Below are 22301 nucleotides of genomic sequence, written 5' to 3'. Positions count from 1 at the left end.
GAGAGTAGCTGAAAGGATGAAAAGACATGATGACCGACAAAAAGAAACGATACTCCGCTTTTACCATCTATCTGCTGGCTGTTTTGTTGCTCTGGATAAAAACGTATGTTGTCTATAAATGGGTCTTTGATCTTCATTCCAAAACAATAATACAGGAAATCGTCCTCTTTTTTAATTCCCTTGGCTCTGTGGCGTTTTTGCTTGGAGTCGGATTTTTATTCACTAAAAAAGTACGGCCGAAGGTCATTGTATTGATCCACTTTTTACTTACGTTTTTATTATACGGAAACGTGCTCTATTATCGCTTTTATATTGACTTTATTACGCTGCCGGTATTGTTCCAGTTTAAAAATGTTGGCGGCCTGAGCCAAAGCACTGTAGAACTGATCAATCTTCCCGATCCGTTGTTGTTCCTCGATGTTGTATTGCTCCTCTGGTTAATCAAACGAAAAAATATCCAGCATTCTGCAATCTCCTTTCGAAGCAAAATGGCGGTTTTAGCAACAAGTTTAATGTTAATCGTAGTTCCGTTGACTGCAAGTTTCATAGAAAATCCAGGATTTATAACCAAATCGTATGACAGGGAATTGCTTGTAAAAGGGCTTGGAACTTACAATTACCATCTTTATGATATTCTTTTAAATTCCAAAGCTTCGATGAACCGCGTACTTGCGGACGGAACAGACACGGAGGAAATAGATGCATATTTGAGCAAAAAAGATACTGAAACCAGTTCAGATGTCAAAGGTGCGGCGAAAGGGAAAAACCTTATTCTTATCTCGCTGGAATCTACACAGCAATTTGTGATAGGAAAGGAAATCGGCGGCAAAGAAGTCACTCCTTTTTTAAATGATTTAATTAAGGAAAGCTTTTATTTCCCTAACTTTTATCATCAAACAGCTCAGGGAAAAACTTCAGATGCTGAATTTATTATTGATAACAGTCTATATCCTCTCTCAGGTGGATCAGTGTTTGTTAGGCGTCCGGATAACGAATTTTATGCACTTCCGGAAATACTAAAAGAAAAAGGTTACTATGCTGCATCCTTCCATGGAAACGATCGGGAGTTCTGGAACAGGGAAGTAATGTATAAAACTCTGGGATATGACCGTTACTTTTCAAAAAGAGATTTTAATGTGACCGAGCAAAACTCTGTGAACTACGGATTGAAAGACATTCCGTTTTTCCAGCAGTCTGTACCATATTTAGAAGAACTTCCTCAGCCTTTTTATGCAAAGTTCTTAACGTTGACAAATCATTTTCCGTTCTTATTAAACGATGAGGATAAATATATACCGGAAGCAGAAACAGAAGAAGGAGTTGTGAACAGGTATTTCACAACAGTCAGATATACGGACGAAGCATTGAAACAATTCTTTGCAGATTTAAAAGAAAAAGGGTTGTATGAAAATTCTATCTTCGTTCTTTACGGAGACCATTACGGAATTTCTAAAAGTTACAGCGAGGCACTTGGTAATGTATTAAATGAAGAGATTAATCCTTCCAGGCATGTTGCGATGCAAAAGGTACCGCTTATCATCCATGTCCCTGGAATGGAGGGTAAAAAAATAGACACTGTAGGCGGTCAGATAGACCTGAGGCCTACAATTCTATCCTTACTGGGTGTGGATCCTGAGTACAATACACTTTCCTTCGGCACGAGCCTATTTGCTAAAGATCGGGAAGAACGGGTTATTTTCCGGGATGGAAGTTTTGTAACCGATAAATACGTTTACACTGAGAACACATGCTATGATAAAAAAACGGACGAAAAAGTGAAAAGAAATAAATGTACTCCATATTTTAGTGAGGTTCAAAAGGAACTTGGTTATTCAGACAAGGTCATATTAGGAGACCTGCTTCGATTCACAGGAAAAAAGTAGAATAGTACCACTCGGACTTTGGTCCGGGTGGTTTTTTAAAGCAAATTCAGATTGGTTTTAATATCAATCCAGCTATTTTCACAGCTCTATTCTTCATTTACCACTGGCTAAGCGCTGGGGTCACGAAAGTCGGCTGCTTAAATGAATGATACAGTGTGATTTTCTGGGAAATATTTTTATCGTTTTTTTCGTAGGAGATACTGTGGTATCGCGTGTGCCCTTCATTTAAAATAAAGTAGTTCCGGTATGGATCCAGGCTGCACCTTCGAACTGGCCCTTTTCTGGAACAAAAAAACCGAGACTTTTTTATAAGTCCCGGTATGGTTCATCACAAAGGAAGAGGCCTTAGTTTAATAACAGTGGAGTGTGCAAGAACCCCTTCATCCTGTGCCTTTAATAACATCATATACATTTTTTTTCCCCCAACAGAGTTGGCAGAATGAACTGTAATAAAGTCTGCTTGAAGCCGGTTTTTAATCATATACTCGACCACTTTAATTCCTTTGAAGTCGTGGCTTTCCAGGTCGTAGTCCAGTGACAAATGAGAGACTTCGAATTTTTTTAACAGGTTAATACAGTCAGACACATTAGTGGTCAAAAAGTACCCGTCAGGACAATTTCTCAGATCATCGAGAAAAATCTTTATTTTTGTCAAAAGAAAGCTCCTTTATTTCCGGCTTTGATTCATTGTAACATGTTAGAATAACAATACAAGCAAATGAGAGAGGAAATTGTTAAAAGATAGTAATGAACAATATCGAAAAAGGAGATGTCGAACAGTGAACAGACTTGACCGATTGCAAATTTTAACGGAAATGATACGGGAATATAAAACATCTATTTTAAATGATCATAATAAAGAAAAGGTTGGAGAAGAAGTATTAGAAATCATCCAGTCTGCAGGAGATGAGGAACTTTTCGATAAGGTCGCCAGTGCCAAATTGAAGCAGGACTATAGGGAACAAGCAGTTAAGCATCTGGATGAAGCTACAGATTATTTACATAAAAAAATTGAAGAAGAATTAGCATAAAACAAAGCTTTTTTATTGGCTTTGTTTTTTTATTGTAAAAAAATTTTAATTTGAAAAATTTCGTCTTCTCGAAAAGGAAGTTTTATTTGTTGAAGAAATCCCGGTTCAATGCTAAGTTTTTTAGTGGACTAAAGAAAAGGGGGATCTTTAAATGGTATACAAAAAAACTATAAAAGTTACTGCGCTGGCTTTCTTAATGTTTTCTATCGCCTTGATAACGGCTGCCTGCAGCAGTGAGAATAATAACGGTGCTGCCGAAAAAGATACACAAAAAACAGCATGGGAAGAGATTAAAGAGGAAGGTAAGTTAGTGGTTGCAACAGCTGGCACATTATATCCGGCTTCATACCATGATTCTGAATCAGACCAGTTAACTGGATATGATGTTGAAGTGGTAAGAGAACTTGCTAAACGCCTTGATCTTGATGTAAAATTCGTTGAAATGGCATTCGATGGTATGCTGACTTCTATTAATAGCGGTAAAGTAGATATTGCCGCTAATGATATTGCTATTACAGATGATCGTAAAGAAAAATTCACCTTTGCAATTCCATACAAACACTCATACGGAACAGCGATCGTTAGAAAAGACGATTTATCTGGAATCAAATCTCTTGATGATTTAGAAGGCAAAAAAGCGGCGGGGGAAGCAACCACAACATACATGAAGGTTGCGCGTGAACACGGTGCGGAAGAAGTAATTTACGATAATGCCACAAATGAACAATATTTAACAGACGTATCGAACGGCAGAACTGATGTTATTTTAAATGACTACTATTTACAGCGTCTTGCCCTTGCTTATTTTTCTGATCTAAACATTACGATTCATCCGGATATTAAATTTAATCCTAGCAGTGCGGGAATTGTGATAAAAAAAGGAAACGATGAACTAAAAGCACAAATTGATAAGACATTAAAAGAAATGAAGGAAGACGGCACCATCGCGGAGATCTCAAAGAAGTTCTATGACGGTGCGGATGTTTCCAAAAAGCCAGAAGTGGATTTTGACTAAGGGTTGAAGGGGAGAGGAAGCTATGGATGAAATTCAGTGGCAATATATTTTTAATCCTGAATTAGCCATCGATTCTTTTCCTTATTTATTACAGGGAATCGGCAATACTCTTTACATCTCATTTGTGAGCATGGCGATTGGGTTAATCCTAAGCCTGTTTTTGGCGCTTGGAAGAACCTCTAAAATGCCGGTGTTCAGGTGGCCGGCAAGAATATACATTTCATTTATGCGGGGCACGCCGATCCTGGTCTTTCTGTTCATGCTGTACTTTGGTCTTCCGTATATTGGAATTGAGTTTAGCGCTATAACTGCTGCTTTGATAGGATTCAGCCTAAACAGCGCAGCATACATGGCAGAAATAAATCGGTCTGCAATAGCTTCGGTTGATAAAGGACAATGGGAATCTGCCACATCGTTAGGATTAACCTACTGGCAAACGATGAGGGAAGTCATTCTGCCCCAGGCAGTAAGAATCGCACTTCCGCCGCTATCCAATGTTTTGCTCGACCTGATAAAAGCCTCTTCTCTCGCAGCAATGATCACGGTTCCTGAACTATTTCAGAAAGCGAAGATTGTCGGTGGAAGGGAATTTGATTATATGACAATGTATATTTCAGTTGCTTTAATCTATTGGGGGATTTGTGCGGTTGTAGGTATCTTCCAGGGTTTTCTTGAAAAAAGATATAATAAGTACGTTTAAGAGAAGCCAGAGTGCTTCTCTTTATTTTTGTGTATGGGAGCCCGGCTTAACCGGGCTCCCACTGTGAAAATCTAGCGGCGATGCTCATAAAGATCGATTGCCCCTAATACCACATGAGCTAAACCAAAGCCGACAATCCCGTTTGAAATGTCCTGGTTGATCCGATGGTTGTTCCGAAGAGCATATCCTGCAGCGGTTACTGCTGTTCCAAGTACAGTCGGTATGACACCTTCACGTACATTGTTCATCGTCACATACCTCCTAGAGAATTCATCGCTTGCCTGAATTTCATCATTAGTGTTAACAAGTCTGGACCCGGCCATTCAAAGCCATACTAAACATTTTAATAGTAGGGTAAAAGCTTTCAATGAGGGAGGAGAAAAAGAAGCGGATATCGTATGGGTTGCCTGCTCTGAAAGGAGCGGGTATTTGTTTTGATTTAATTAACTATTAAAAACTATTTTGACAAATACAGCTACAAAAATAGATGGAATTTCCTATAAATTTTTGCCAATTTTCAACAAAGCGTTACTTTTGTCCTATATATCTTGCATGACAAGACATGCTAAAATTTAGACATTGGATAAATATTCTAACTATTCCGATTGATACGAATTTCGGAATTTACTGGGAGGGATATATTTAACGAAAACGGTGCTCTAACATCTTAAGAACCAAAAAATAAAAGGGGAGATTTATAAGTGAGAAGAAAAACAAAATGGGCTTCTGCCGCGCTGGCAGTAGCAATGGGATTCAGTACACTAACAATGGGAGCTTCGGCACCAAAGAACGTACTAGCTTCAGATAAAGCGCCTAAAGCAGAGGTACATAGCAGCTTTGCAGGTGCACCAATCGATCTTGGTATCGCAAACGATGAGAGATTAATAGAAATGCTGAAGAAAAATGGAAAGATTGCTAAGAATGCGACACCTGCAGAAGCGGAGAAAGCGTTGAATAAGTTTTTGGCTAAAAAAGCTAAAGCTAGCTCAAAGAAAGCAGACGGTGAATTAGCAGACGAAGCGAAAGAAAATAAAGCTAAGCTTCAAAAAGCGATGAAAGATAACAGCTTAACTTCCGGTAATGGTAATAAGCTGGGACTGGCGAAGAAAAACGCGCCTGATTCAATTGATGAAGAAGCATATAATGGAGAAAAACGTACAGATAAAGTGCTTGTACTTCTAATCGACTACCCGGACAAGCCACATAACTCTATGACTGCTGACGAAACAGATATGCATTATGAAGGCGAAGATGCATACTCTCGTGAGCATTACCAGAATATGCTGTTTGGTGAAGGCGGTTGGGTTGGCCCTAACGGTAAAACCTATGATTCTATGAAACAATACTATGAAGAGCAGTCTGGTGGAAGCTATTCTGTAGAAGGTGAAGTTGCTGGGTGGTACACAGCTGACAAGCCAGCAGCTGAATATGGTGGAAACTATCCAACCGAAGATGACAGTGATGTGAATGCACGTGGATTGATTAAAGAGGCGTTAGCAAAAGCTGCTGCAGATCCAACTGTAAACATTGCAGATTATGATCAGTGGGATCGTTATGATCTTGATGGGGATGGCGATTATCTTGAGCCAGACGGACTGGTAGACCACTTAATGGTTATTCACTCCGGTGTAGGTGAAGAAGCTGGCGGAGGATCTCTAGGTTCTGATGCTATCTGGTCTCACCGCTGGAATCTTGGTGGTGTAACTCCAATCGCTGGTACTGAAGCAACGGTAGGTTATTGGGGCGGAGCAATGGCAGCTTATGACTATACTGTAGAACCTGAAGACGGTGCAGTCGGTGTTATGGCGCACGAATATGGTCATGACTTAGGTCTACCAGACGAATATGATACTCAATATTCAGGAGCTGGTGAAGCTATTAGTTACTGGTCCATTATGGCAAGCGGCAGCTGGGCAGGTGATATTCCAGGAGCAATGCCAACTGGTTTCAGTCCTTATGCAAAAGAAATGCTTCAGGCATCTGCTGTAGTAGATAATGAGGGAAAAGAAGGTAACTGGCAGAGCGGAACGGAAGTGAATCTTGGCGACATTAATGCAAAAGGAAAAGAATTGCTTCTTGATGAAGCGGCAACTAAAGGAACAAACAATGATGTTGTAAAAGTAAATCTTCCACAAAAAGAAACTCTTATCACTACACCTGCGAGTGGTGAGTATGCTTACTTCTCAGGAAGTGCAAATGACTTAGACAATACACTTTCTACAACGGTAGATTTAACAGATGCAACTTCTGCTGAATTTAATTTTAAAGTCTGGTATGACATTGAAAAAGATTGGGACTATGCTTATGTAAAAGTTAATGGCGAGCCGATTGCCAGTGAAGGTATTACTACAAACGAAGATCCTTACGGAGATGAAGAAAGTCCAATTAACAAAGGGAATGGTATTACCGGTTCTTCTAATGGCTGGATTGATGCTTCCTTCGACCTTTCTGCTTTTGCAGGACAAGAAGTTGAAATAGCAATTGAGTATGTAACTGATGGTGCTGTATCTAATCCTGGTTTATTTGCAGATGAGCTATCTGTAGTTGTTGATGGTGAAGAAGTATTGTTTGATGATGCTGAAGGTGATGCTAAATTTACACTTGACGGCTTTAAGCAAAATGACGGTATCAAACGTTCCGACCATTATTACCTCTTAGAATGGCGCAGTCACAATGGCGTAGATGAAGGACTTGCAAACATCCGCCGTGGTGCAAGTTTGATGTCTTTTGATGAAGGCCTTGTAGTTTGGTACGTAGATAACCTTTACAGCGAGAACTGGACTGGAATTCATCCTGGAGACGGTTACCTTGGCGTTGTAGATGCAGACCAACATACAAACTATTGGAGCGATGGAGCGGCTGGCTCTACTCGTTATCAAGTGCACGATGCTGCATTCAGCCTGGATAAGTCAGAGAAAATGTTCTTAGACTATACTGATCTTCTAGGGATTACAATGAAAGATAACTTCACACAGCGCAACCCATTATTTGACGATAGCGCTGACTGGAGCAACGCAGGTCTTGTAGATGCCGGACGTAACGTTCCGAACTACGGCTTGAAGTTCCGTGTGACCGGCCAGAGTGCTGACGGCACAGTAGGTAAAGTACTTATCTACAAATAAGAATTACAAATATCCCTTTCCTTCATAGTAGGAAAGGGATATTTTTGTGTAAACTATCATACAATTCTCCCATTCTATTTCAATTCCATCCATTATATGCTAACATCACCTTATGTCTATTATGTTTGCCTTTTTAAAGCAAAGGTGGTTTACTAACGTGGACAGTATAGAAAGGGGAAGTATCATGTTTCGAAAATATATGGGGATTCTAGCAGCAGTGGTTTTGACACTTGCACTTGCTGCATGTAACGGGGACAATGAAGCCAAGGATACTGACAAAAATAAAGATCAGGCAACAGAAGAAAAAGCTGATCAAAATAAAGATAAAAAACAGGCACAGAAAATAGAAAAAATTGACGAAAATAAAGTTGTTGCAACTGTTAACGGTGAAGAGATTAAAGGTTCAGAGTATAACAAAATGGTCACAACGATCACTAACCAGATGCATATGTCAGGAAAGGATCCTTTTGCAGAAGGAAACGAGGACAAAATCAAAGATCAGGCGATCAATAATCTTGTAGATAAAGCGTTGCTGCTTCAGGAAGCCAAAGACAAAGGCTACGAAGCAACTGATGAAGAGATTGAAACAGAACTAGAACAGATAAAGGCCCAGTTCGGCGACGATAAAAAGTTTGAAGAAGCACTTGCGAAGCAAAACGTAACTGTTGAGGAACTAAAAGACCAATATAAGGATGTTGTGGTTGTTGATAAGTTCGTCAAAAAAGAAGTCGGCGAGCAAAAAGTAACTGAAGAAGAGATGAAGCAATTCTATGAAGACTTCAGCAAGGATGCAGAAAACGCTCCTAAGTATGATGAGACAAAAGGCCAGATCAAAGATTATTTAAAACAGCAAAAAACACAGCAAGAAGTAGCTAAGATCATCGAGAAACTAAAAGAGAACGCTGATATTAAAATCGAAGTGTAAGTAAAAAGAGGGGATGACTCAAAACAGTATCAGGCACCTCCAACACTTTATCCAGATAAACTTAGTCATAAGTTTATCTGGATAAAGTGTTAAACGGAGAGAGCCAGACACTTATGAGTCATCCCTTTCATTTATGGAGGAAACGAGATGGATAAACAAGCAATTCTTCAAGCAGCGGAAAGCTATGTGAAAAAAGAACTTTCAACAGATAGTAGCGGGCATGATTGGTGGCATATATATCGAGTGAGGAATACGGCATTAACAATCGCAAGGAATGAGAATGCTGACCTGTTTATATGCGAATTAGCGGCGCTTCTTCATGATATTGCAGATGAAAAGCTTAATGAAAGTGAAGAAGCGGGATTGAAAAAAGTCCAGGATTGGTTAATCGAAAATAAAGTGGAAAAACCTTATATTGATCATGTCATTCAAATCATTTCTACGATGTCTTTTAAAGGCGGTAACAGGCAGCCGATGGAGACCCTTGAAGGAAAGGTAGTGCAGGATGCAGACAGGCTGGATGCCCTTGGAGCAGTTGGGATAGCAAGGACCTTTGCATATGCAGGCTCCAAAGGAGATTTAGTTTACGCCCCGGAGCTAAAGCCCCGTACTTCTTTAACGAAAGAATCCTATCGAAATGGACGCTCAACGGCAGTAAATCATTTTTATGAGAAACTCCTTAAACTAAAGGATCTTATGAATACCGAGTATGCAAAAACGCTTGCAGATGAACGGCATCGTTTTATGGAATTGTATTTAGAACAGTTTTTCAGTGAATGGGAAGGGGAAAAATAACAGCCCGATCTTTCAGGGAATAAAATCACTAAAACAACACACAATGTAAAGGATTACCCCTGAAAGGATGAAGAAGATGAATATCAACCGTGCAAAACAAATCATTTCATCACCAGCTGAGATCGATGTACAATATCATGGAGTATCTGTTTGGCTGCAAAACGTTAATGAAGAGGCGGCAACCGTACGTGTTCATTCAAAGGATAATCCTGATGATGAAAGAGATGTAAATGTCGAGGAGCTAAACGAACTATCTTAATTGACAGTTAAGTTTTTAGCGTGCTAAAATATTCTCAGTATTCCGGAAAACGAAATAAAATCTCTTATCGAGAGAGGTGGAGGGACAGGCCCTATGAAGCCCGGCAACCGTCAAGCGTTCCGTTTGAAAAGGTGCCAATTCCTACAAAGCAGAGCTTTGGCAGATGAGAGGAAGGACTTACATAAAGCCTTTCTGCTCATTTGAGTTGAAAGGCTTTTTACTTTTTATGATTACATAGGAGTGGTTTTTGCATGAATAACGTTTTGCCTCCAGGACAGCTGGAAACTAAGAAATGGCCGATTCTTCATGAAGGGGATGCTTATAAATATGACGAGAGTACCTGGAGCTTTAAATTGTTCGGTGCTGTTAAAGAGGAAGTTACTTTAGATTATAATACGGTAAGAAATCTTCCGGTAACTGTTTCTACAGTTGATATGCATTGTGTCACAACATGGTCAAAGTTCGATACAACCTTCGAGGGAATAGCGTTTCGTGACTTTGTTAAGTTAGTGGAGTTAGATGAAGATGTTCAGTTTGTAAAGGTTTATGGTTTTCTAAATGACGATCCATATGGTTATTCGGCAAATCTCCCGCTTAAAGATTTGATGGGGGATGATGCTTTGTTTGTTTATCGATGGAGGGATTCCTCAAGGGACTGGGCAGATATTAGACCAAAACACGGTTTTCCGCTCAGATTCATTCCTCCTGCGAGTTTTTATCTCTGGAAAGGAACAAAATGGGCTACTGCAATTGAGTTTTTAAAGGAAGATAAGCCAGGATATTGGGAAGAGCGAGGATATTCTATGACTGCAAATCCCTTTAACGAAGAACGTTTTGCCGACAAAAATAATAAGCCAAAAGGATATTTTGGTGCCGATGAGTGGAAAGATCAATAAGATTGAAAAGGCAGGCGTCTCGGGCCTGCCTTTTTCTCTAAGTATCTTTACCCACACTATAGTAGTTACTTTAAGATGATCTTCTATTAAGAGGAAGACTAATTTTAACCGATGTTCCACCATTCTCTATACTGCTGAATGATATTGATCCCTGGTGGCATTCGATCACTTTATACGAAACCATTAATCCGATTCCTATTCCTTTTTCTGTGTTCGAGAAGTAAGGTTCCCCTAATGCTAACAATCTCTCTTTTGAAAGGCCTCTCCCATTGTCTTTAACTGTAATAATAGCCTCGTCTTCAGTGGACTCGAGTGAAATGTCTATATTCCCTTTTCCGTCGATTGCTTCTAATGCATTCTTGATAATATTTTTAAATACTAGATGAAGCTGTTCTTCGTTACCATAAATTAAATCCCCGGCACAATCAGAGGAAAAATCAACCTGAACGTTAGTGACATTGATTTCGGTTTCGAGCGACGATAAACAATCGATCAGTACAGCATTTATATCGATGAGAGAAAAGGTTTCGTCTTGAAATGGCTTTGCTAAAAGCAGAAACTGGTTCAGAATCGTTTCAATCCTGTCTAATTCATCATAAATGATCGGCTCGTAACTCCTGCGTGTGTTCCCGGATGGATCCAAGCGAAGCAAACCATTTATTACAGTGAGTGGATTGCGGATCTCATGGGCAACTCCAGCTGCAAGTTTGCCAATGATAGACAATTTCTCCGTCTTTTGCAGGAGTTCTTCGCGGTTTTTTAATTCCGTGATATCTGTGGAGACACCAACAAAGAATCCCTCTCCTTTAGAATTTTTCACAGGAAAGCCGGTATCCCGTACCCAGCGAACATCTCCGTTAGGAAGAATGATTCGGAAATCGATCATGTAGCTTTCGTCATTTCGGCTTTTAATAAGCATCTCAATATCCTGTAGATCTTCCGGATGTACAACCTCTAAAAAAGCTAAAGGATTCTCGTAGGCGCTTTCACATGATAATCCCCACAGTTCCTCGTATGCTGGACTAACATACAGACAACGAGTGTAATCAGGTGAACCAATCCAGAAGACTTCTTTTATATTTTCAGCTAGCAGGCAAAACTTTTCATTTTCATCCAGAATTATTTTCTCTCTTTGTTTTTCGTTCGTCACATCTCTGGCAATAACGTAAGCCCCGTTGATTTTATCCGCAGAATAATAAGGTATACTTACTATATGAAAAAACTTGTGACTTCCATCTGATGAAACAATGATATATTCATCTTCTGTGGATAAACCTGTTATCGTTTTTTCAAAGTTAGCTTGAGCTTTGTTTTTATCCTGAGGATGAATATAGGTAATCGGCAAAACAGAACCGCCCAGTTTCTTCATGTACTTTATTGCTTTTTTATTTGCGTTTATGAGCCGCAGATTTTTATTAAATAGAAAAATCATATCGGGATGAAACTGAAACAGTGATTCGTGATTATCGGTAATTATTAAGTTCTGAGACATGCTTTTCACCTTCTTCTGTTTTGGCAATCCTATATATAATTATGGAAAAAGAACGAAATTCCTTTGTGAAAAAGGCTAGAAATTTGAAATGTTTTGTCGATATAACATGGCTTTGAGGAGGTTATGAAATGGAGGTTGAAGAGAGAACCTGTGAACTCTGTTTGAGGAAGGGTGTAAAAACAACATTGCATCATTTAACCCCAAAAGAAAAAGGAGGAACTTTTCTTCCAACAGCACAACTATGCATTCCATGCCATAAACAAATACATGCACTCTTTTCAAATGAAGAACTTGCTAAGAGCTTATCGACCATAAAAGCACTCCAGGAAAATGACCAAATGAGAAGTTTCCTGAGATGGATAAGAAAACAGCCTGCATCAGCTCTCCCAAAGATCAAGAAATCCAATCGGAAAAAGCGATAAGATTATCCATCCGTTATTAAGGGAATGTAACATATACGATTCTTAACAGGGGGTGGCACAATGGAAACCTATTTGAACGGAGAACGACTTCAATCGAAAAACTTTCCAACAGATGAAGGGATCGAACATGAATACAATGCGGTTAAGATTGCCTCTGAAGGAGAAAAAGTAAGGTTTGAAACAATAGAACGAATCATAGCAAGAACATTATTAAACATTGGCTATGAAGGCGTTAATCCTACAACCGAGCAGATGAAAAAGGCCAGAGACTTGCATGATAATATTAAGGAGCGAGATTTTAGAGCGATAAAAGTAATTGAGCAGATCGAACAACTGTCCAGTGAAAATACCCGGTAATTTTCTTATAGCCATTCCCCTCTGCCAGGAGGGGGATTTTTTTAGCTTCAGCCATGGTATCGTTGTACTAACTTTCACATAAAATCCTGTTTTTTTGTTTAGGACATCCTCCATAAGGTGAAATAGTATATATGAAGAAATCTTTCTTATATTTTTAAGAAAAGATGGTTATCTTGATTACAAAAGACACTATTGTGTTGCATAGATAAATGGGGATTCGGGGATTAACAGGAGGAAAGTTCAATGAAAATTGATTTGTATAAAATTCTTCCGAAAGAGTTGCTCGGATGGCTTGAAGCCCATCCAAAAAAGCAAATGTTATTGGAGTCGATTCAGGAACAAATATTCGATTCTATTGTTAACTTTCGGGAATGTCAGGAAAAGAATTATAACGGGTTTGATGATTGGATTGCATTCGCTTTAAAGAAAGAAGAAGAATGGAAGAATTCATATGAGGATATTTAGTGAGGAAGCCTATTTGAAGGCTTTCTCTTTTCTTTGTATTAACAAGGGGTTGACTCAAAAGCCATGTAGCAGGCACTTATGAGTCAACCCCTCGTTTCATGTATTGTTATTGCTTTTTAATGGATGAAATAGTTTTAACTTCTTCCTGTTCTTCATAAGTAAACGAAACGTTATCGTTTTCATTTAAGTCTTCCACCATGGTCCGTGCTTCATCAGATAACTGGAAACGCTCATTGCCTTCAGCTGTTTCTATTTCCACTGTGTGTGGATCTACCTGGCCAATATAGGTTCCAGTACTTTCTATCATGTCACTTTGAGCAGCCTGGTCTCCTGTCTTTTCAATTTTTTCGATTACAAGCTGTCCTTCATCATTTTCGAGATAAGAAATCTCTAATTTAGCGTTTTCTTGAAGTGATTCAACTTGGCTGCGAGCTTCTTCACTCAGTTGGTAATTTTCAGTCTTACCATCCTCTGTTTTCACTTCAATCGTATGTGGATCTACCTGCCCAATATATGTAACACTTTTTACTTTTAAGTCAACAGGCTGCTGTTCTGTATCCGTTGTGTCGTTATCATCAGCCTGGACTTCTTCTGAGTTAGTGTTAGAAGCGTTATTTGTGTTTGAGGTATCATCTGTTGTTCCGCATCCAACTAACGTTGCGATCATTCCAATAAGCAAAAATGGAAGTATCATCATTTTTTTCATAAAAATTCCCCCCTTTTCTATCCTTTTCATTGTATCGTGAAAAAAGAGAAAATACATAATTAATTTAGCCTAAAATGAAAAATAAAAGGAAATTTTTTGTTTTTTTGTCACAACATTGCAGGAAAAGATAGGTAAATAGCGAAAAAAGTACTATAATTACTGATCTTTTGTAATGAGAAGGAGGGAGGGTGACGTGACCAAAAGAATCGTAACTGAATCCATAAATTGCAATGGTTTACTGCTGACAACACAGCCTCCTATAGCAGCTGACTTCCAGTATGGGAACAGGTTAATGGAAGATGATTCTATTATAAGAAACGTTCAATATTTTCCAGGCGCCGTTTATAAACTGATTAAAAAGAACGGGGAAATTATTTTAGATATGGTTGAAGGGGATTTGCTAGATGTCCTTCACTTAAAAAAACAAGATTTAATCGGTCTAAACGTTAACCATCTAAAAGTACAGAATGAAAATGAGAAGAAACGGGTCCTCTCCCTCTTTCAACAGGCTTTTGAAGGAAAGGATATTTCGTTTGAAGGGGTTGTAAATGGCGTTGATTACTGCAGCAGCCTAAAGCCGGTTCTGAAAGGCGACAATGTGAAGGAAGTCTTCGGTAATGCTGTAAACATGTCCCGAAAACGAAAAAATGCACAGATTGTGGAAGAAAGCGAGCAAAGGTTGCGTTCTCTGTACTTCAACTTTCCAGAAGCGATTTTTTCACTGGACGTATCAGGAAAAATAAAGGGAATGAACCCTGCGAGCGAGCAATTAGTTGGTTATCAGGAGAAAGAACTACTGTTTTTAAATTATATGGACTTTATTGTTCCTAAAGACGTTCACAGAGTGAAAAAACAGTTCGAAATTGCGCTCGAAGGCAATGTTGTCCAATATGAGACTTCCATGATTACCATGGAAAAAGAAGAGTTATACATACAAATTACCAATATTCCTATCTATATTCATAATGAGATAAAGGGGCTTTTTGGGATAGTAAAGAACTTAACGAAGGAAAGAAATGCGGAGGGTGCACTTACAGACAGTCAGGAAAAGTACCAACTGATCGCAGAAAATACAAACGATTTGATTTGCCTGCTGGACTCTGCTGATAAAACGGTTTGTTATGCCTCTCCTTCCCATCAATGGGTTCTTGGATGTTCCGCTGAATCTTTCCAGGGAAGTTCTTTTTTTAGGGATATGGATGAAGCCAGCAGGACTAATTTGAGGAAAGCATTTGAAGAAGCAGTTATCAAAAAAGAAGCGATTCATTATGAATGCCGAAGAATGCATGCAGAGGGACATTGGATTACTTTTGAAGACCATGCCATGCCTGTTTTTGATTCAAACAACAAAATTTCAAATTTCGTGGTTGTTTCCAGGGATATAACTGCCCAGAAAAAATCGGAAAAAACACTTCACGATACTCTTAACAAGCTGGAAAAGTTAAAAATGGCTATCGATGAGGCTGCGCTTGTTTCCGTTACCGACAAAGAAGGCAACATCCTCTATGTTAACAAAAAGTTTTGTGAAATTTCCCAGTATGATAAAGACGAGCTGCTTGGAAATGACCATACCTTTCTTCGAAGTGACCATCACCCGCCTGGATTTTTTGAAAAGCTAAATGAAACGATTAAAAAAGGTGAAATATGGAGAGGAGAACTAAAGAACAGGGCGAAGGATGGATCTATTTTCTGGGTGTATACGACCATTGTCCCCTTTTTGGATGAGAATAACGAGCCATATCAATTCTTTTATATAAGAAATGATATAACAGAAGAAAAACAAACGGAGGAATTACTTCGCACTACCGATAAGCTTTCAGTAATTGGAGAGCTGGCAGCAGGAGTTGCCCATGAAATCCGAAATCCGCTCACTTCCTTGAAGGGGTTTGCCCAGATCCTCCGCTCTCGAATCCGGAACAAGGGGGACAAAGAATTTGTTGATATCATGCTTTCCGAATTGGACCGTATCAATCATATTGTGAACGAATTTATGGTATTATCTAAACCACAGGAACTTCAGCGGGAAAACGCCGACATGCATGAACTTTTAAAGCATGTACTGGCTATTGTTGAAACACAGGCGATTATAAACAATGTAACAATAAGAACCGATGTGCCAGAAAAACTGCCAGGTGTGTATTGTGATAAAAGTCAGATTAAGCAAGTGTTGCTAAATCTGCTCAAAAATGCGATTGAAGCGATGCCTGGTGGCGGCAGTATATTGATTCGTTTTAACACTGTTGGCCGAAATCTTACTATTCAGATCACAGACACAGGAAAAGGAATTCCCGAGCATCAGCTAAAAAGCATAGGCAAACCTTTCTATACGACAAAAGATAAAGGGAATGGACTGGGCCTGATGATTTGCAAAAAAATTATTGAAAACCATCAGGGTGAACTTCACATTACTAGCAGAGAAAACAAAGGGACGATAGTAAAAGTATCTATTCCTGTAGTTATCAGTTAAAGTTAGGAAAAGATTAGGAGAAGTGATTCATATTGTCAGACAGAATACCATTTTTCATCTATGGATCGTTACGAAAAAGCTTTGAGAACCACGATGCATATCTCAAAGGCAAAATAGATAAAGAAATTCCCGCAGAGATAAAAGGCACTTTATATGAAGTGAAAGATGAATACTATCCATGTCTGGTAAAAGGGAAAGGAATTGTCATCGGAGAGGTTGTCTATCCAGCAGAGGGCCATTATAATCAGGTTTTAAAAATGCTGGATCAGCTTGAAGATTACGATTGTAATAACCCCGAGAACAGTCTTTACATCCGGGAAAAGGTGGAGGTGGAAACCTCCGGACCAGAACGTGTGACAGCGTGGACATATTACTGGAACAACCAGCTTCCTATTGGAGTAAAGGTTGAGTCGGGAGATTGGAAAAAGCATCGTGAGAAATGAGTTTTGGCGGTCAATTTTTAAGACTGCTTTTTTTGCTTTTTTTATTGCCTGTGCCCAGACTAGCATTCTTTTTTGAAGGGATTGATTGCAGGGTAAAAAGAAGAAGAGGCTCAATTGACAGCCTCTTCTTCTTTTTACGCAAGAGTTTTATTGTTCACTTGCCGAAAGTAAAACAGTACGGGTTTGTATCGGTGTTTGTGAAAATGCTGCCGCGATGCCCATTTCTTTGATTTTTTCCTTCGGCACTACTCGAAGTGGAACACTGACTGTTATTTCCTGTTGTAAAGGGAATGGATCCAGGCGGATTTTTGATTCATTTAACCAGGTAGCTTTAATCCGCTCATTGTTTTTAAGGAAAAAGAAAGACTGGGGAAATCCGTCTTTATACCATGTTAATTCATCTTTCTTACCGACGCCCGGCTCCTGAAAGCAAATGTATAACGACAGATCATCACAAAATTGCAACAGCTGAAAATGGAATGTTAGAAAGTCTTCTTTCAGGCTATTTATTTGAAGGTTACTTTTGATCCATGATTGTCGTTTCTTTTCTTCCTTTACAAATTCAATCGCATGCTTATTTTTTACTCCATTAAAGAATGAAATATAATGCATGCTGCATAGCAATGCGGCATAAACGTCCTCTTCTTGAACCTCATCTATTCCTTTTTTGTAGAATGTTAGTTTCGGTAACAGGGGAAAGTCCATAAAAGAATATGGCGCATGATGTTTATCATTCCAAAAGGGTATGTCATCCAGACCGATCCAACCACGGTCATGCTGTTTAATTCCATATTCTACACTCTTTCGCTCAGAAGGTGCCAGGAACCATTTTGAATCCCAGTCAGCAGCAATTTCCCCTGACAGCAATGCATGGTCGTGCTGTTTCGTCATTACAAAGTCATCTTCCCTCTCATACACAATCATTTCTCTTCCCCCTTCTCAAAAAGGCTCATTAGTATCAGTTTATCATAGTAATAGAGAATTTTTTCCTTATAATCCATTTACCTTACAAGTTCAAATTAGCGTTATAGGATAAAAAAATCCAAGCTCCCGTGATAGGAGCTTGGACTATTTCACTTGCTTAAAATTCACTCTGGCATTCGTCTTATCGATTTTAATAATCGCAACAGGTTTTGAGATTACCTGTGTTACCATGTCATCTTTTCCTGGATTCTTGTACTTATATTGGGCAAACAGTTCTTTTCCCTTTTTTTCCAGGCTGGTGAACGCTACACTGTATCCCCCTGTTGGCATCTCGCCCCGTGTTACAATAATATAAAGGCTATCCCCGTCCGGAACCGTAAACGTTGATTCCTCAAATGTCTTCGATCTGACCGAAGCGGCAACGTTTTCTGGCACTTCTTCAAGGCTTACTTCTTCATAGGGTACTTCTTCTGCAACAGTATTCCCGCTGGTATCTTCCGTATTATTAGATCCGTTGCTGCCGCATCCGGACATCATAAGAACCATAAGGATTCCTCCCAGAGTTATGATTGATTTCTTTAACACACCCAGACTCCTTCCTCTATCAAAAGCAATGGCACAGTAAAGCTTTAGTATCTCTTATAGTTTTAAGTTAATCAAAAGTTTATGAGATTTCAAGGTTTTCCTTATGCTAAACTTATCTTACCAAAAATTCATTTATATTGTTATTCAAACTAAAGGAAGAAGGAAATGAAAGATGATGGATTATACAAATACGACTGCTGAACTCAGGGATAGTAATATCGATACTGTCGTCATTTCTGTAGGAGCAACTGAACAATTCGGTCCTTTTTTGCCTTTGCATCATGATACTCTAATTGCTGAACTCTATGAAATAATTCTTTATATAAAAGAGATATGAGGAGTATGGTAATCCGACCATGCTTTTTTATGCTTGACAGATTAAATTCAAATGAAAAAGGGAAAGGGATAGAAAATAAAACTTTTGGGGTGAGTAAAATGAAAGAAGAAATATTAGCATATTTAAGAAATATCGGAGAAACCGGCGCAACCGTGCAAGAAATTATGGATTTCTTGCATACTCAGGGAATGGATCCGAATCAAGAGGAGATTGTGGAGTTGCTCGATGAGACGCCGAATGATGTGGTAAAAAAAGTTCCGGATGCAACGGTACTGGACCCTCTGCCCGGGCTTAGGTACATAGCTGGCCCGGAAGCCTGAGTTTATTTTCTTCTTTTAATCACATCGATTAAGTAGATGCCAACGAGAAAAATGAAAACAAAACCAATTCCGGTCAATAGCTGGAACACGTAGTCCATAAAAGTTCTCCTTTTTTAAAGGTTTCCTGTCACCTAATGTCCTTCTTTGTTCTTCATTCTGATGATATAATAGGAAAGATTGAAGAACAATGGAAGGATGACGATTTTGAAGAAAATTTTCACACAAAACAATATTGTAATCGGGGTTTTTGTTTTTATTGTAATTGCTGGAGCGATCGGGATATTTACCAGTGGTGGAACGATGAGTACTAGTGAGTACATTTTAACTCCAAATAATCCTAAAGTAGTATCTACTGCTGAATCGCAGCATTCGGGGCCATATAACGTTTTATTAGAAGTACATTTGACGGAAGAAAATAAAGTGAATATCCAGGCAAAAGCTAATTATACAGGAGAAAATCCTGCACAGTTCACTTATTCTGAGGAAATGTATGATGTAAAGATCATTGAATCAAAGTCAAACAAAACACTTGAATATTATCCATCCGGAGGAAAAGAAGTGAACAAGCCGGTTGAGAAAGATGATGTGTTTGAAGCTCCAGTAAAGGAAACGGACAGCTTAGGAAAAGGGGAATACCAAATAGAGGTCGATGTGTTCTTAGGCCTTGGAGATGAACTGGAGACCTGGCATTACAGCATTCCGGTAGAAGTAAAGTAATACTTTCTCGAAATTACAAAGAAACACTTAATATTTCATATGAAAAAGAAGGCAACTGATGCCTTCTTTTTTTGTTTATCGTATAGCGCAACAAGCTTTACCGTCTTCCTTATGAGAGATCGCCGTTCATCGATTTTCCATTAATTAAAAACGGCCGGTGAACTGTCCAAGCAAGATAACCACTCCAACTGCCCAGACATAATAAGAAAATATTTTTAAACTGCCTCTTTTTAAAATGGAAATCATCCACTTAACCGCAATGTAACCACAGATACCTGAAGCGAGTGTTGCGATTATAAGCATTTCTACTGAAACAGATTCGATCGTTCCGCTTACTAGTTTTGTGCTTTGAAAAAAGATTGCACCTGCAATTGCCGGAATCGACAAGAAAAACGAAAAGTAAGCAGCTGTACTTTTATCAATGCCACGGAATAAAGCAGCAGCAATAGTGATTCCAGAACGTGAGATTGCAGGCAAAATCGCTGCTCCCTGAAAGGTCCCGATCAACAGGGCGTCGGTAAAAGTAATATCATCCAGCTTTTTATTTCCAAGGTTTTTCACGCTGTCAGCAAACCATAGGATTGCACCGGTCACTAGGAACTCCCATCCCAGGGTAGCCCCGGTTTCTGAAAGCTTTTCAAAAAAATCTTCAAATAACAAAGCGATTACAACTGTCGGCAATGTTCCTGCGATCACAACCAGACTGAGATGCCCAAATGGATTCTTGATGACAGTAACAATTTCTTCACGGTAAATGAGGCAAACAGCGATTAATGTGCCAAGGTGTAGCATCGTGTCTAGAAATAAACCGGCTTCATTGAGCCCGAAAAGGTTTCTTCCAAGGTAGAGGTGGCCGGTACTGCTAATCGGCAAAAACTCTGTAAGGCCCTGAATGATCCCCAAAATCATTGCTTGAATCCAATCCATAACCATACTCCCTTTATTCCTGTTTAATGTATATTTATTTTTTTAGGACAATCTTAGAACCTGATTGGGATTTTTAAGAAAAGATAGGGAGTTTAAACACATAATGAACGATTATGAATACAGCGGCCATCAAAAAGATTCCCAGGAATAATCCGCCTAGTGCACCTTTTCCGCTTCCGTACTTTTTAAGAGGGTCTTTTTCGGTTTGATTTCCCATTTTTCCTTCTCCTTTAAATTTTAATATGGGTGCGTTAAAGGAGAATTCCAAAAAGTACTTTTAAATTTAAGCGGACGAAGGTGTGTTGCTCTTATTTTTAAATATAAATAAGAACAGTTAGAACTTCGTGATATATCCGGTGAGTTTTTCAACAACGTCTTAACTACCAATGGAAAGATAAAAACAATATATAAGAACTTTTCTTTGATGCCAGCTCTAAATAAAGGATTTGAAAGAGAAGCTGGATGCACCAATAAATTATCTGAAAGGGTGTATGATGAATCCTGGTGATAGTCGCTTTTGTCATCGAGTAAAACAGAATCAAATATTAAAAATGAGAATACCAGAGATACAATAAGAAACCAGAGGACGCCATGCTTCATACTGGTATAGTCTCCTTCAAATTAGTGATTTTTCCTATCATACCTTTTTTATTGATAGTTGGAAACAAAAATATTAAATAGCAAAAACTTTTTAGGAAAAATTTTCATTTTTAGGTTTCAACCTTCCAATATGGGGAATACCTCTACTAAACCCCCCTAAAGTTTAAAGTGATTTTCCCCCTTTGCCGCACTCCAAACCAGAGTGCGGATTTTTTTTGTGTACAAAACCCATGCTATAAAAAGGCTTTTTAAAAAGCCAGCGGAGTGCAGATAGTTTATTTAAAACTATATTTCGTGATAGTCTGTAAATAACGTTTTTGCATACATAGCAATACCATTTAGTAAGGATGATTGGAAAGGAAGGATCGTATTGGCTAAAAAAGAACAAATTACAGCATTAACTGATGAGCTTTCTTCTTATTTAGAAGGGGAAAAGCTGGTACTAATAGCCACAGTGGGCCATGATGTTGCAGTACCAAATGTGAATGCCATATCCTGGGTGAAAAGTTTAAACGAGAAAAAAATAAGGTTTTCAGTTACAACGAACTCACGGATCATTGAAAATATTAAAGCAAATCCTGGTGTGGTTTTGAACCTGATTGGACTTGAAACGGTATATTCGATACAGGGAAATGCTTCGATCCTGGAGTCACCGATGGAAGGTGTTTCATTAAAGCTTGCAAAGATCGAAGTGGAAGTAGAGCAAGTGTTTGAGAGCATGTTCTGGGGGGCAAAAATCACGCAGGAACCAGAATATGAAAAAACGTATAATCCAGAAAAAGCAAAGGAACTTGATGAAGAAGTGTATAATGCTTTGATGAAATAAGGGAACAGGGTGTGAAAGCGCCCTGTTTTCTTATTGTTAAAAATTTCTTTAATCTGTCAAACAAACAAAAGTCTTTTCCATTAAATG

General features: G+C 38.8%; 26 protein-coding genes and 1 riboswitch. Of the genes, 18 read left to right on the top strand and 8 right to left on the bottom strand.

Annotated elements, in window-relative coordinates; genetic code table 11:
* Nucleotides 1-26 precede the first annotated feature (26 nt).
* Entirely contained in the window at nucleotides 27-1883 is a 1857-nt protein-coding gene (locus tag FCL54_RS08835) for an LTA synthase family protein (protein WP_246055181.1), read from the top strand.
* A 328-nt stretch (nucleotides 1884-2211) separates the two neighbouring features.
* Here FCL54_RS08835 and FCL54_RS08830 read toward each other — a convergent pair whose 3' ends face one another.
* The gene (locus tag FCL54_RS08830) at nucleotides 2212-2538 is read right to left on the bottom strand and encodes a cyclic-phosphate processing receiver domain-containing protein (RefSeq protein ID WP_138125446.1); all 327 of its coding nucleotides are present in this window, start codon (nucleotides 2536-2538) and stop codon (nucleotides 2212-2214) included.
* Nucleotides 2539-2662: 124 nt separating this feature from the next.
* Between FCL54_RS08830 and FCL54_RS08825 the strand changes: the two genes are divergently transcribed.
* The 3 genes from FCL54_RS08825 to FCL54_RS08815 all read left to right on the top strand — a co-directional run bounded on the left by FCL54_RS08825 (nucleotide 2663) and on the right by FCL54_RS08815 (nucleotide 4629).
* Entirely contained in the window at nucleotides 2663-2914 is a 252-nt protein-coding gene (locus FCL54_RS08825) for a hypothetical protein (RefSeq protein ID WP_138125444.1), read from the top strand.
* A 151-nt stretch (nucleotides 2915-3065) separates the two neighbouring features.
* Nucleotides 3066-3929, top strand: coding sequence for a transporter substrate-binding domain-containing protein (locus FCL54_RS08820; RefSeq protein ID WP_138125442.1), 864 nt, complete (start codon nucleotides 3066-3068; stop codon nucleotides 3927-3929).
* A gap of 22 nt (nucleotides 3930-3951) precedes the next feature.
* Nucleotides 3952-4629 carry an amino acid ABC transporter permease gene (locus tag FCL54_RS08815; protein ID WP_138125440.1) on the top strand — a complete coding sequence of 226 codons (678 nt, stop codon included), beginning with the start codon at nucleotides 3952-3954 and terminating at the stop codon, nucleotides 4627-4629.
* Nucleotides 4630-4700: 71 nt separating this feature from the next.
* On the opposite strand, the gene FCL54_RS08810 is transcribed toward FCL54_RS08815, so the two are convergent.
* Nucleotides 4701-4877, bottom strand: coding sequence for an asparagine synthase (locus FCL54_RS08810; protein WP_138125438.1), 177 nt, complete (start codon nucleotides 4875-4877; stop codon nucleotides 4701-4703).
* Nucleotides 4878-5375: 498 nt separating this feature from the next.
* Here FCL54_RS08810 and FCL54_RS08805 point away from each other — a divergent pair, with 498 nt between their 5' ends.
* The 5 genes from FCL54_RS08805 (at nucleotide 5376) to FCL54_RS08785 (ending at nucleotide 10626) form a co-directional block, all read left to right on the top strand.
* Complete coding sequence (locus FCL54_RS08805) at nucleotides 5376-7751, top strand: immune inhibitor A domain-containing protein (RefSeq protein ID WP_138125610.1); 2376 nt, start codon at nucleotides 5376-5378, stop codon at nucleotides 7749-7751.
* 184 nt (nucleotides 7752-7935) lie between these two features.
* Nucleotides 7936-8676 (top strand): SurA N-terminal domain-containing protein, encoded by a 741-nt coding sequence (locus FCL54_RS08800; RefSeq protein ID WP_171016757.1) that lies wholly within the window; start codon nucleotides 7936-7938, stop codon nucleotides 8674-8676.
* 147 nt (nucleotides 8677-8823) lie between these two features.
* Nucleotides 8824-9471, top strand: coding sequence for an HD domain-containing protein (locus FCL54_RS08795; protein ID WP_138125434.1), 648 nt, complete (start codon nucleotides 8824-8826; stop codon nucleotides 9469-9471).
* 76 nt (nucleotides 9472-9547) lie between these two features.
* Entirely contained in the window at nucleotides 9548-9730 is a 183-nt protein-coding gene (locus tag FCL54_RS08790; RefSeq protein ID WP_138125432.1) for an H-type small acid-soluble spore protein, read from the top strand.
* A gap of 61 nt (nucleotides 9731-9791) precedes the next feature.
* Nucleotides 9792-9900, top strand: a riboswitch (SAM riboswitch).
* 81 nt (nucleotides 9901-9981) lie between these two features.
* Nucleotides 9982-10626: a molybdopterin-dependent oxidoreductase gene (locus tag FCL54_RS08785; protein ID WP_138125430.1), complete on the top strand. Its 645-nt coding sequence runs from the start codon at nucleotides 9982-9984 to the stop codon at nucleotides 10624-10626.
* Between the two features lie 70 nt (nucleotides 10627-10696).
* Here FCL54_RS08785 and FCL54_RS08780 read toward each other — a convergent pair whose 3' ends face one another.
* Nucleotides 10697-12118, bottom strand: coding sequence for a PAS domain-containing sensor histidine kinase (locus FCL54_RS08780; protein WP_138125428.1), 1422 nt, complete (start codon nucleotides 12116-12118; stop codon nucleotides 10697-10699).
* Nucleotides 12119-12246: 128 nt separating this feature from the next.
* Between FCL54_RS08780 and FCL54_RS08775 the strand changes: the two genes are divergently transcribed.
* From FCL54_RS08775 to FCL54_RS08765, 3 genes are all read left to right on the top strand, one after another.
* Nucleotides 12247-12540, top strand: a complete 294-nt coding sequence (locus FCL54_RS08775) for a hypothetical protein (RefSeq protein WP_138125426.1) — start codon at nucleotides 12247-12249, stop codon at nucleotides 12538-12540.
* 60 nt (nucleotides 12541-12600) lie between these two features.
* On the top strand, nucleotides 12601-12897 hold the full coding sequence (locus FCL54_RS08770) for a hypothetical protein (protein ID WP_138125424.1): 297 nt from the start codon (nucleotides 12601-12603) through the stop codon (nucleotides 12895-12897).
* A gap of 243 nt (nucleotides 12898-13140) precedes the next feature.
* On the top strand, nucleotides 13141-13362 hold the full coding sequence (locus FCL54_RS08765; RefSeq protein WP_138125422.1) for a hypothetical protein: 222 nt from the start codon (nucleotides 13141-13143) through the stop codon (nucleotides 13360-13362).
* A gap of 106 nt (nucleotides 13363-13468) precedes the next feature.
* Here the strand turns inward: FCL54_RS08765 and FCL54_RS08760 are convergent, their stop codons facing one another.
* On the bottom strand, nucleotides 13469-14068 hold the full coding sequence (locus tag FCL54_RS08760) for a hypothetical protein (protein ID WP_138125420.1): 600 nt from the start codon (nucleotides 14066-14068) through the stop codon (nucleotides 13469-13471).
* Nucleotides 14069-14261: 193 nt separating this feature from the next.
* Between FCL54_RS08760 and FCL54_RS08755 the strand changes: the two genes are divergently transcribed.
* Together FCL54_RS08755 and FCL54_RS08750 are read left to right on the top strand one after the other, a co-directional pair.
* On the top strand, nucleotides 14262-16535 hold the full coding sequence (locus FCL54_RS08755; protein WP_171016756.1) for a PAS domain-containing protein: 2274 nt from the start codon (nucleotides 14262-14264) through the stop codon (nucleotides 16533-16535).
* A gap of 32 nt (nucleotides 16536-16567) precedes the next feature.
* Entirely contained in the window at nucleotides 16568-16978 is a 411-nt protein-coding gene (locus FCL54_RS08750) for a gamma-glutamylcyclotransferase family protein (protein WP_171016755.1), read from the top strand.
* Nucleotides 16979-17125: 147 nt separating this feature from the next.
* Here FCL54_RS08750 and FCL54_RS08745 read toward each other — a convergent pair whose 3' ends face one another.
* Together FCL54_RS08745 and FCL54_RS08740 are read right to left on the bottom strand one after the other, a co-directional pair.
* Complete coding sequence (locus tag FCL54_RS08745; protein WP_138125413.1) at nucleotides 17126-17902, bottom strand: DUF3891 family protein; 777 nt, start codon at nucleotides 17900-17902, stop codon at nucleotides 17126-17128.
* A 144-nt stretch (nucleotides 17903-18046) separates the two neighbouring features.
* Nucleotides 18047-18448 carry a protease complex subunit PrcB family protein gene (locus FCL54_RS08740; RefSeq protein WP_138125411.1) on the bottom strand — a complete coding sequence of 134 codons (402 nt, stop codon included), beginning with the start codon at nucleotides 18446-18448 and terminating at the stop codon, nucleotides 18047-18049.
* A 211-nt stretch (nucleotides 18449-18659) separates the two neighbouring features.
* Between FCL54_RS08740 and FCL54_RS08735 the strand changes: the two genes are divergently transcribed.
* The 3 genes from FCL54_RS08735 (at nucleotide 18660) to FCL54_RS08725 (ending at nucleotide 19861) form a co-directional block, all read left to right on the top strand.
* Nucleotides 18660-18824, top strand: coding sequence for a creatininase family protein (locus FCL54_RS08735; protein WP_138125410.1), 165 nt, complete (start codon nucleotides 18660-18662; stop codon nucleotides 18822-18824).
* Between the two features lie 5 nt (nucleotides 18825-18829).
* Nucleotides 18830-19144, top strand: a complete 315-nt coding sequence (locus tag FCL54_RS08730) for a hypothetical protein (RefSeq protein ID WP_171016754.1) — start codon at nucleotides 18830-18832, stop codon at nucleotides 19142-19144.
* 204 nt (nucleotides 19145-19348) lie between these two features.
* Nucleotides 19349-19861 carry a hypothetical protein gene (locus FCL54_RS08725; RefSeq protein ID WP_138125406.1) on the top strand — a complete coding sequence of 171 codons (513 nt, stop codon included), beginning with the start codon at nucleotides 19349-19351 and terminating at the stop codon, nucleotides 19859-19861.
* A 144-nt stretch (nucleotides 19862-20005) separates the two neighbouring features.
* On the opposite strand, the gene FCL54_RS08720 is transcribed toward FCL54_RS08725, so the two are convergent.
* Nucleotides 20006-20788, bottom strand: coding sequence for an undecaprenyl-diphosphate phosphatase (locus FCL54_RS08720; RefSeq protein ID WP_138125404.1), 783 nt, complete (start codon nucleotides 20786-20788; stop codon nucleotides 20006-20008).
* A 73-nt stretch (nucleotides 20789-20861) separates the two neighbouring features.
* On the bottom strand, nucleotides 20862-21005 hold the full coding sequence (locus FCL54_RS23925; RefSeq protein ID WP_171016753.1) for a hypothetical protein: 144 nt from the start codon (nucleotides 21003-21005) through the stop codon (nucleotides 20862-20864).
* Between the two features lie 753 nt (nucleotides 21006-21758).
* On the opposite strand from FCL54_RS23925, the gene FCL54_RS08715 reads away from it, so the two are divergent.
* A complete protein-coding gene (locus FCL54_RS08715) occupies nucleotides 21759-22214 on the top strand; it encodes a pyridoxamine 5'-phosphate oxidase family protein (protein WP_246055180.1) in 456 nt (151 codons plus the stop codon).
* Nucleotides 22215-22301: the final 87 nt, after the last annotated feature.

Origin of the sequence: Exobacillus caeni, assembly GCF_005747095.1 — a bacterium.
In the GTDB taxonomy this organism is placed as follows: domain Bacteria; phylum Bacillota; class Bacilli; order Bacillales; family Guptibacillaceae; genus Exobacillus; species Exobacillus caeni.
This window is presented reverse-complemented; position numbering and strand designations above follow the sequence as displayed.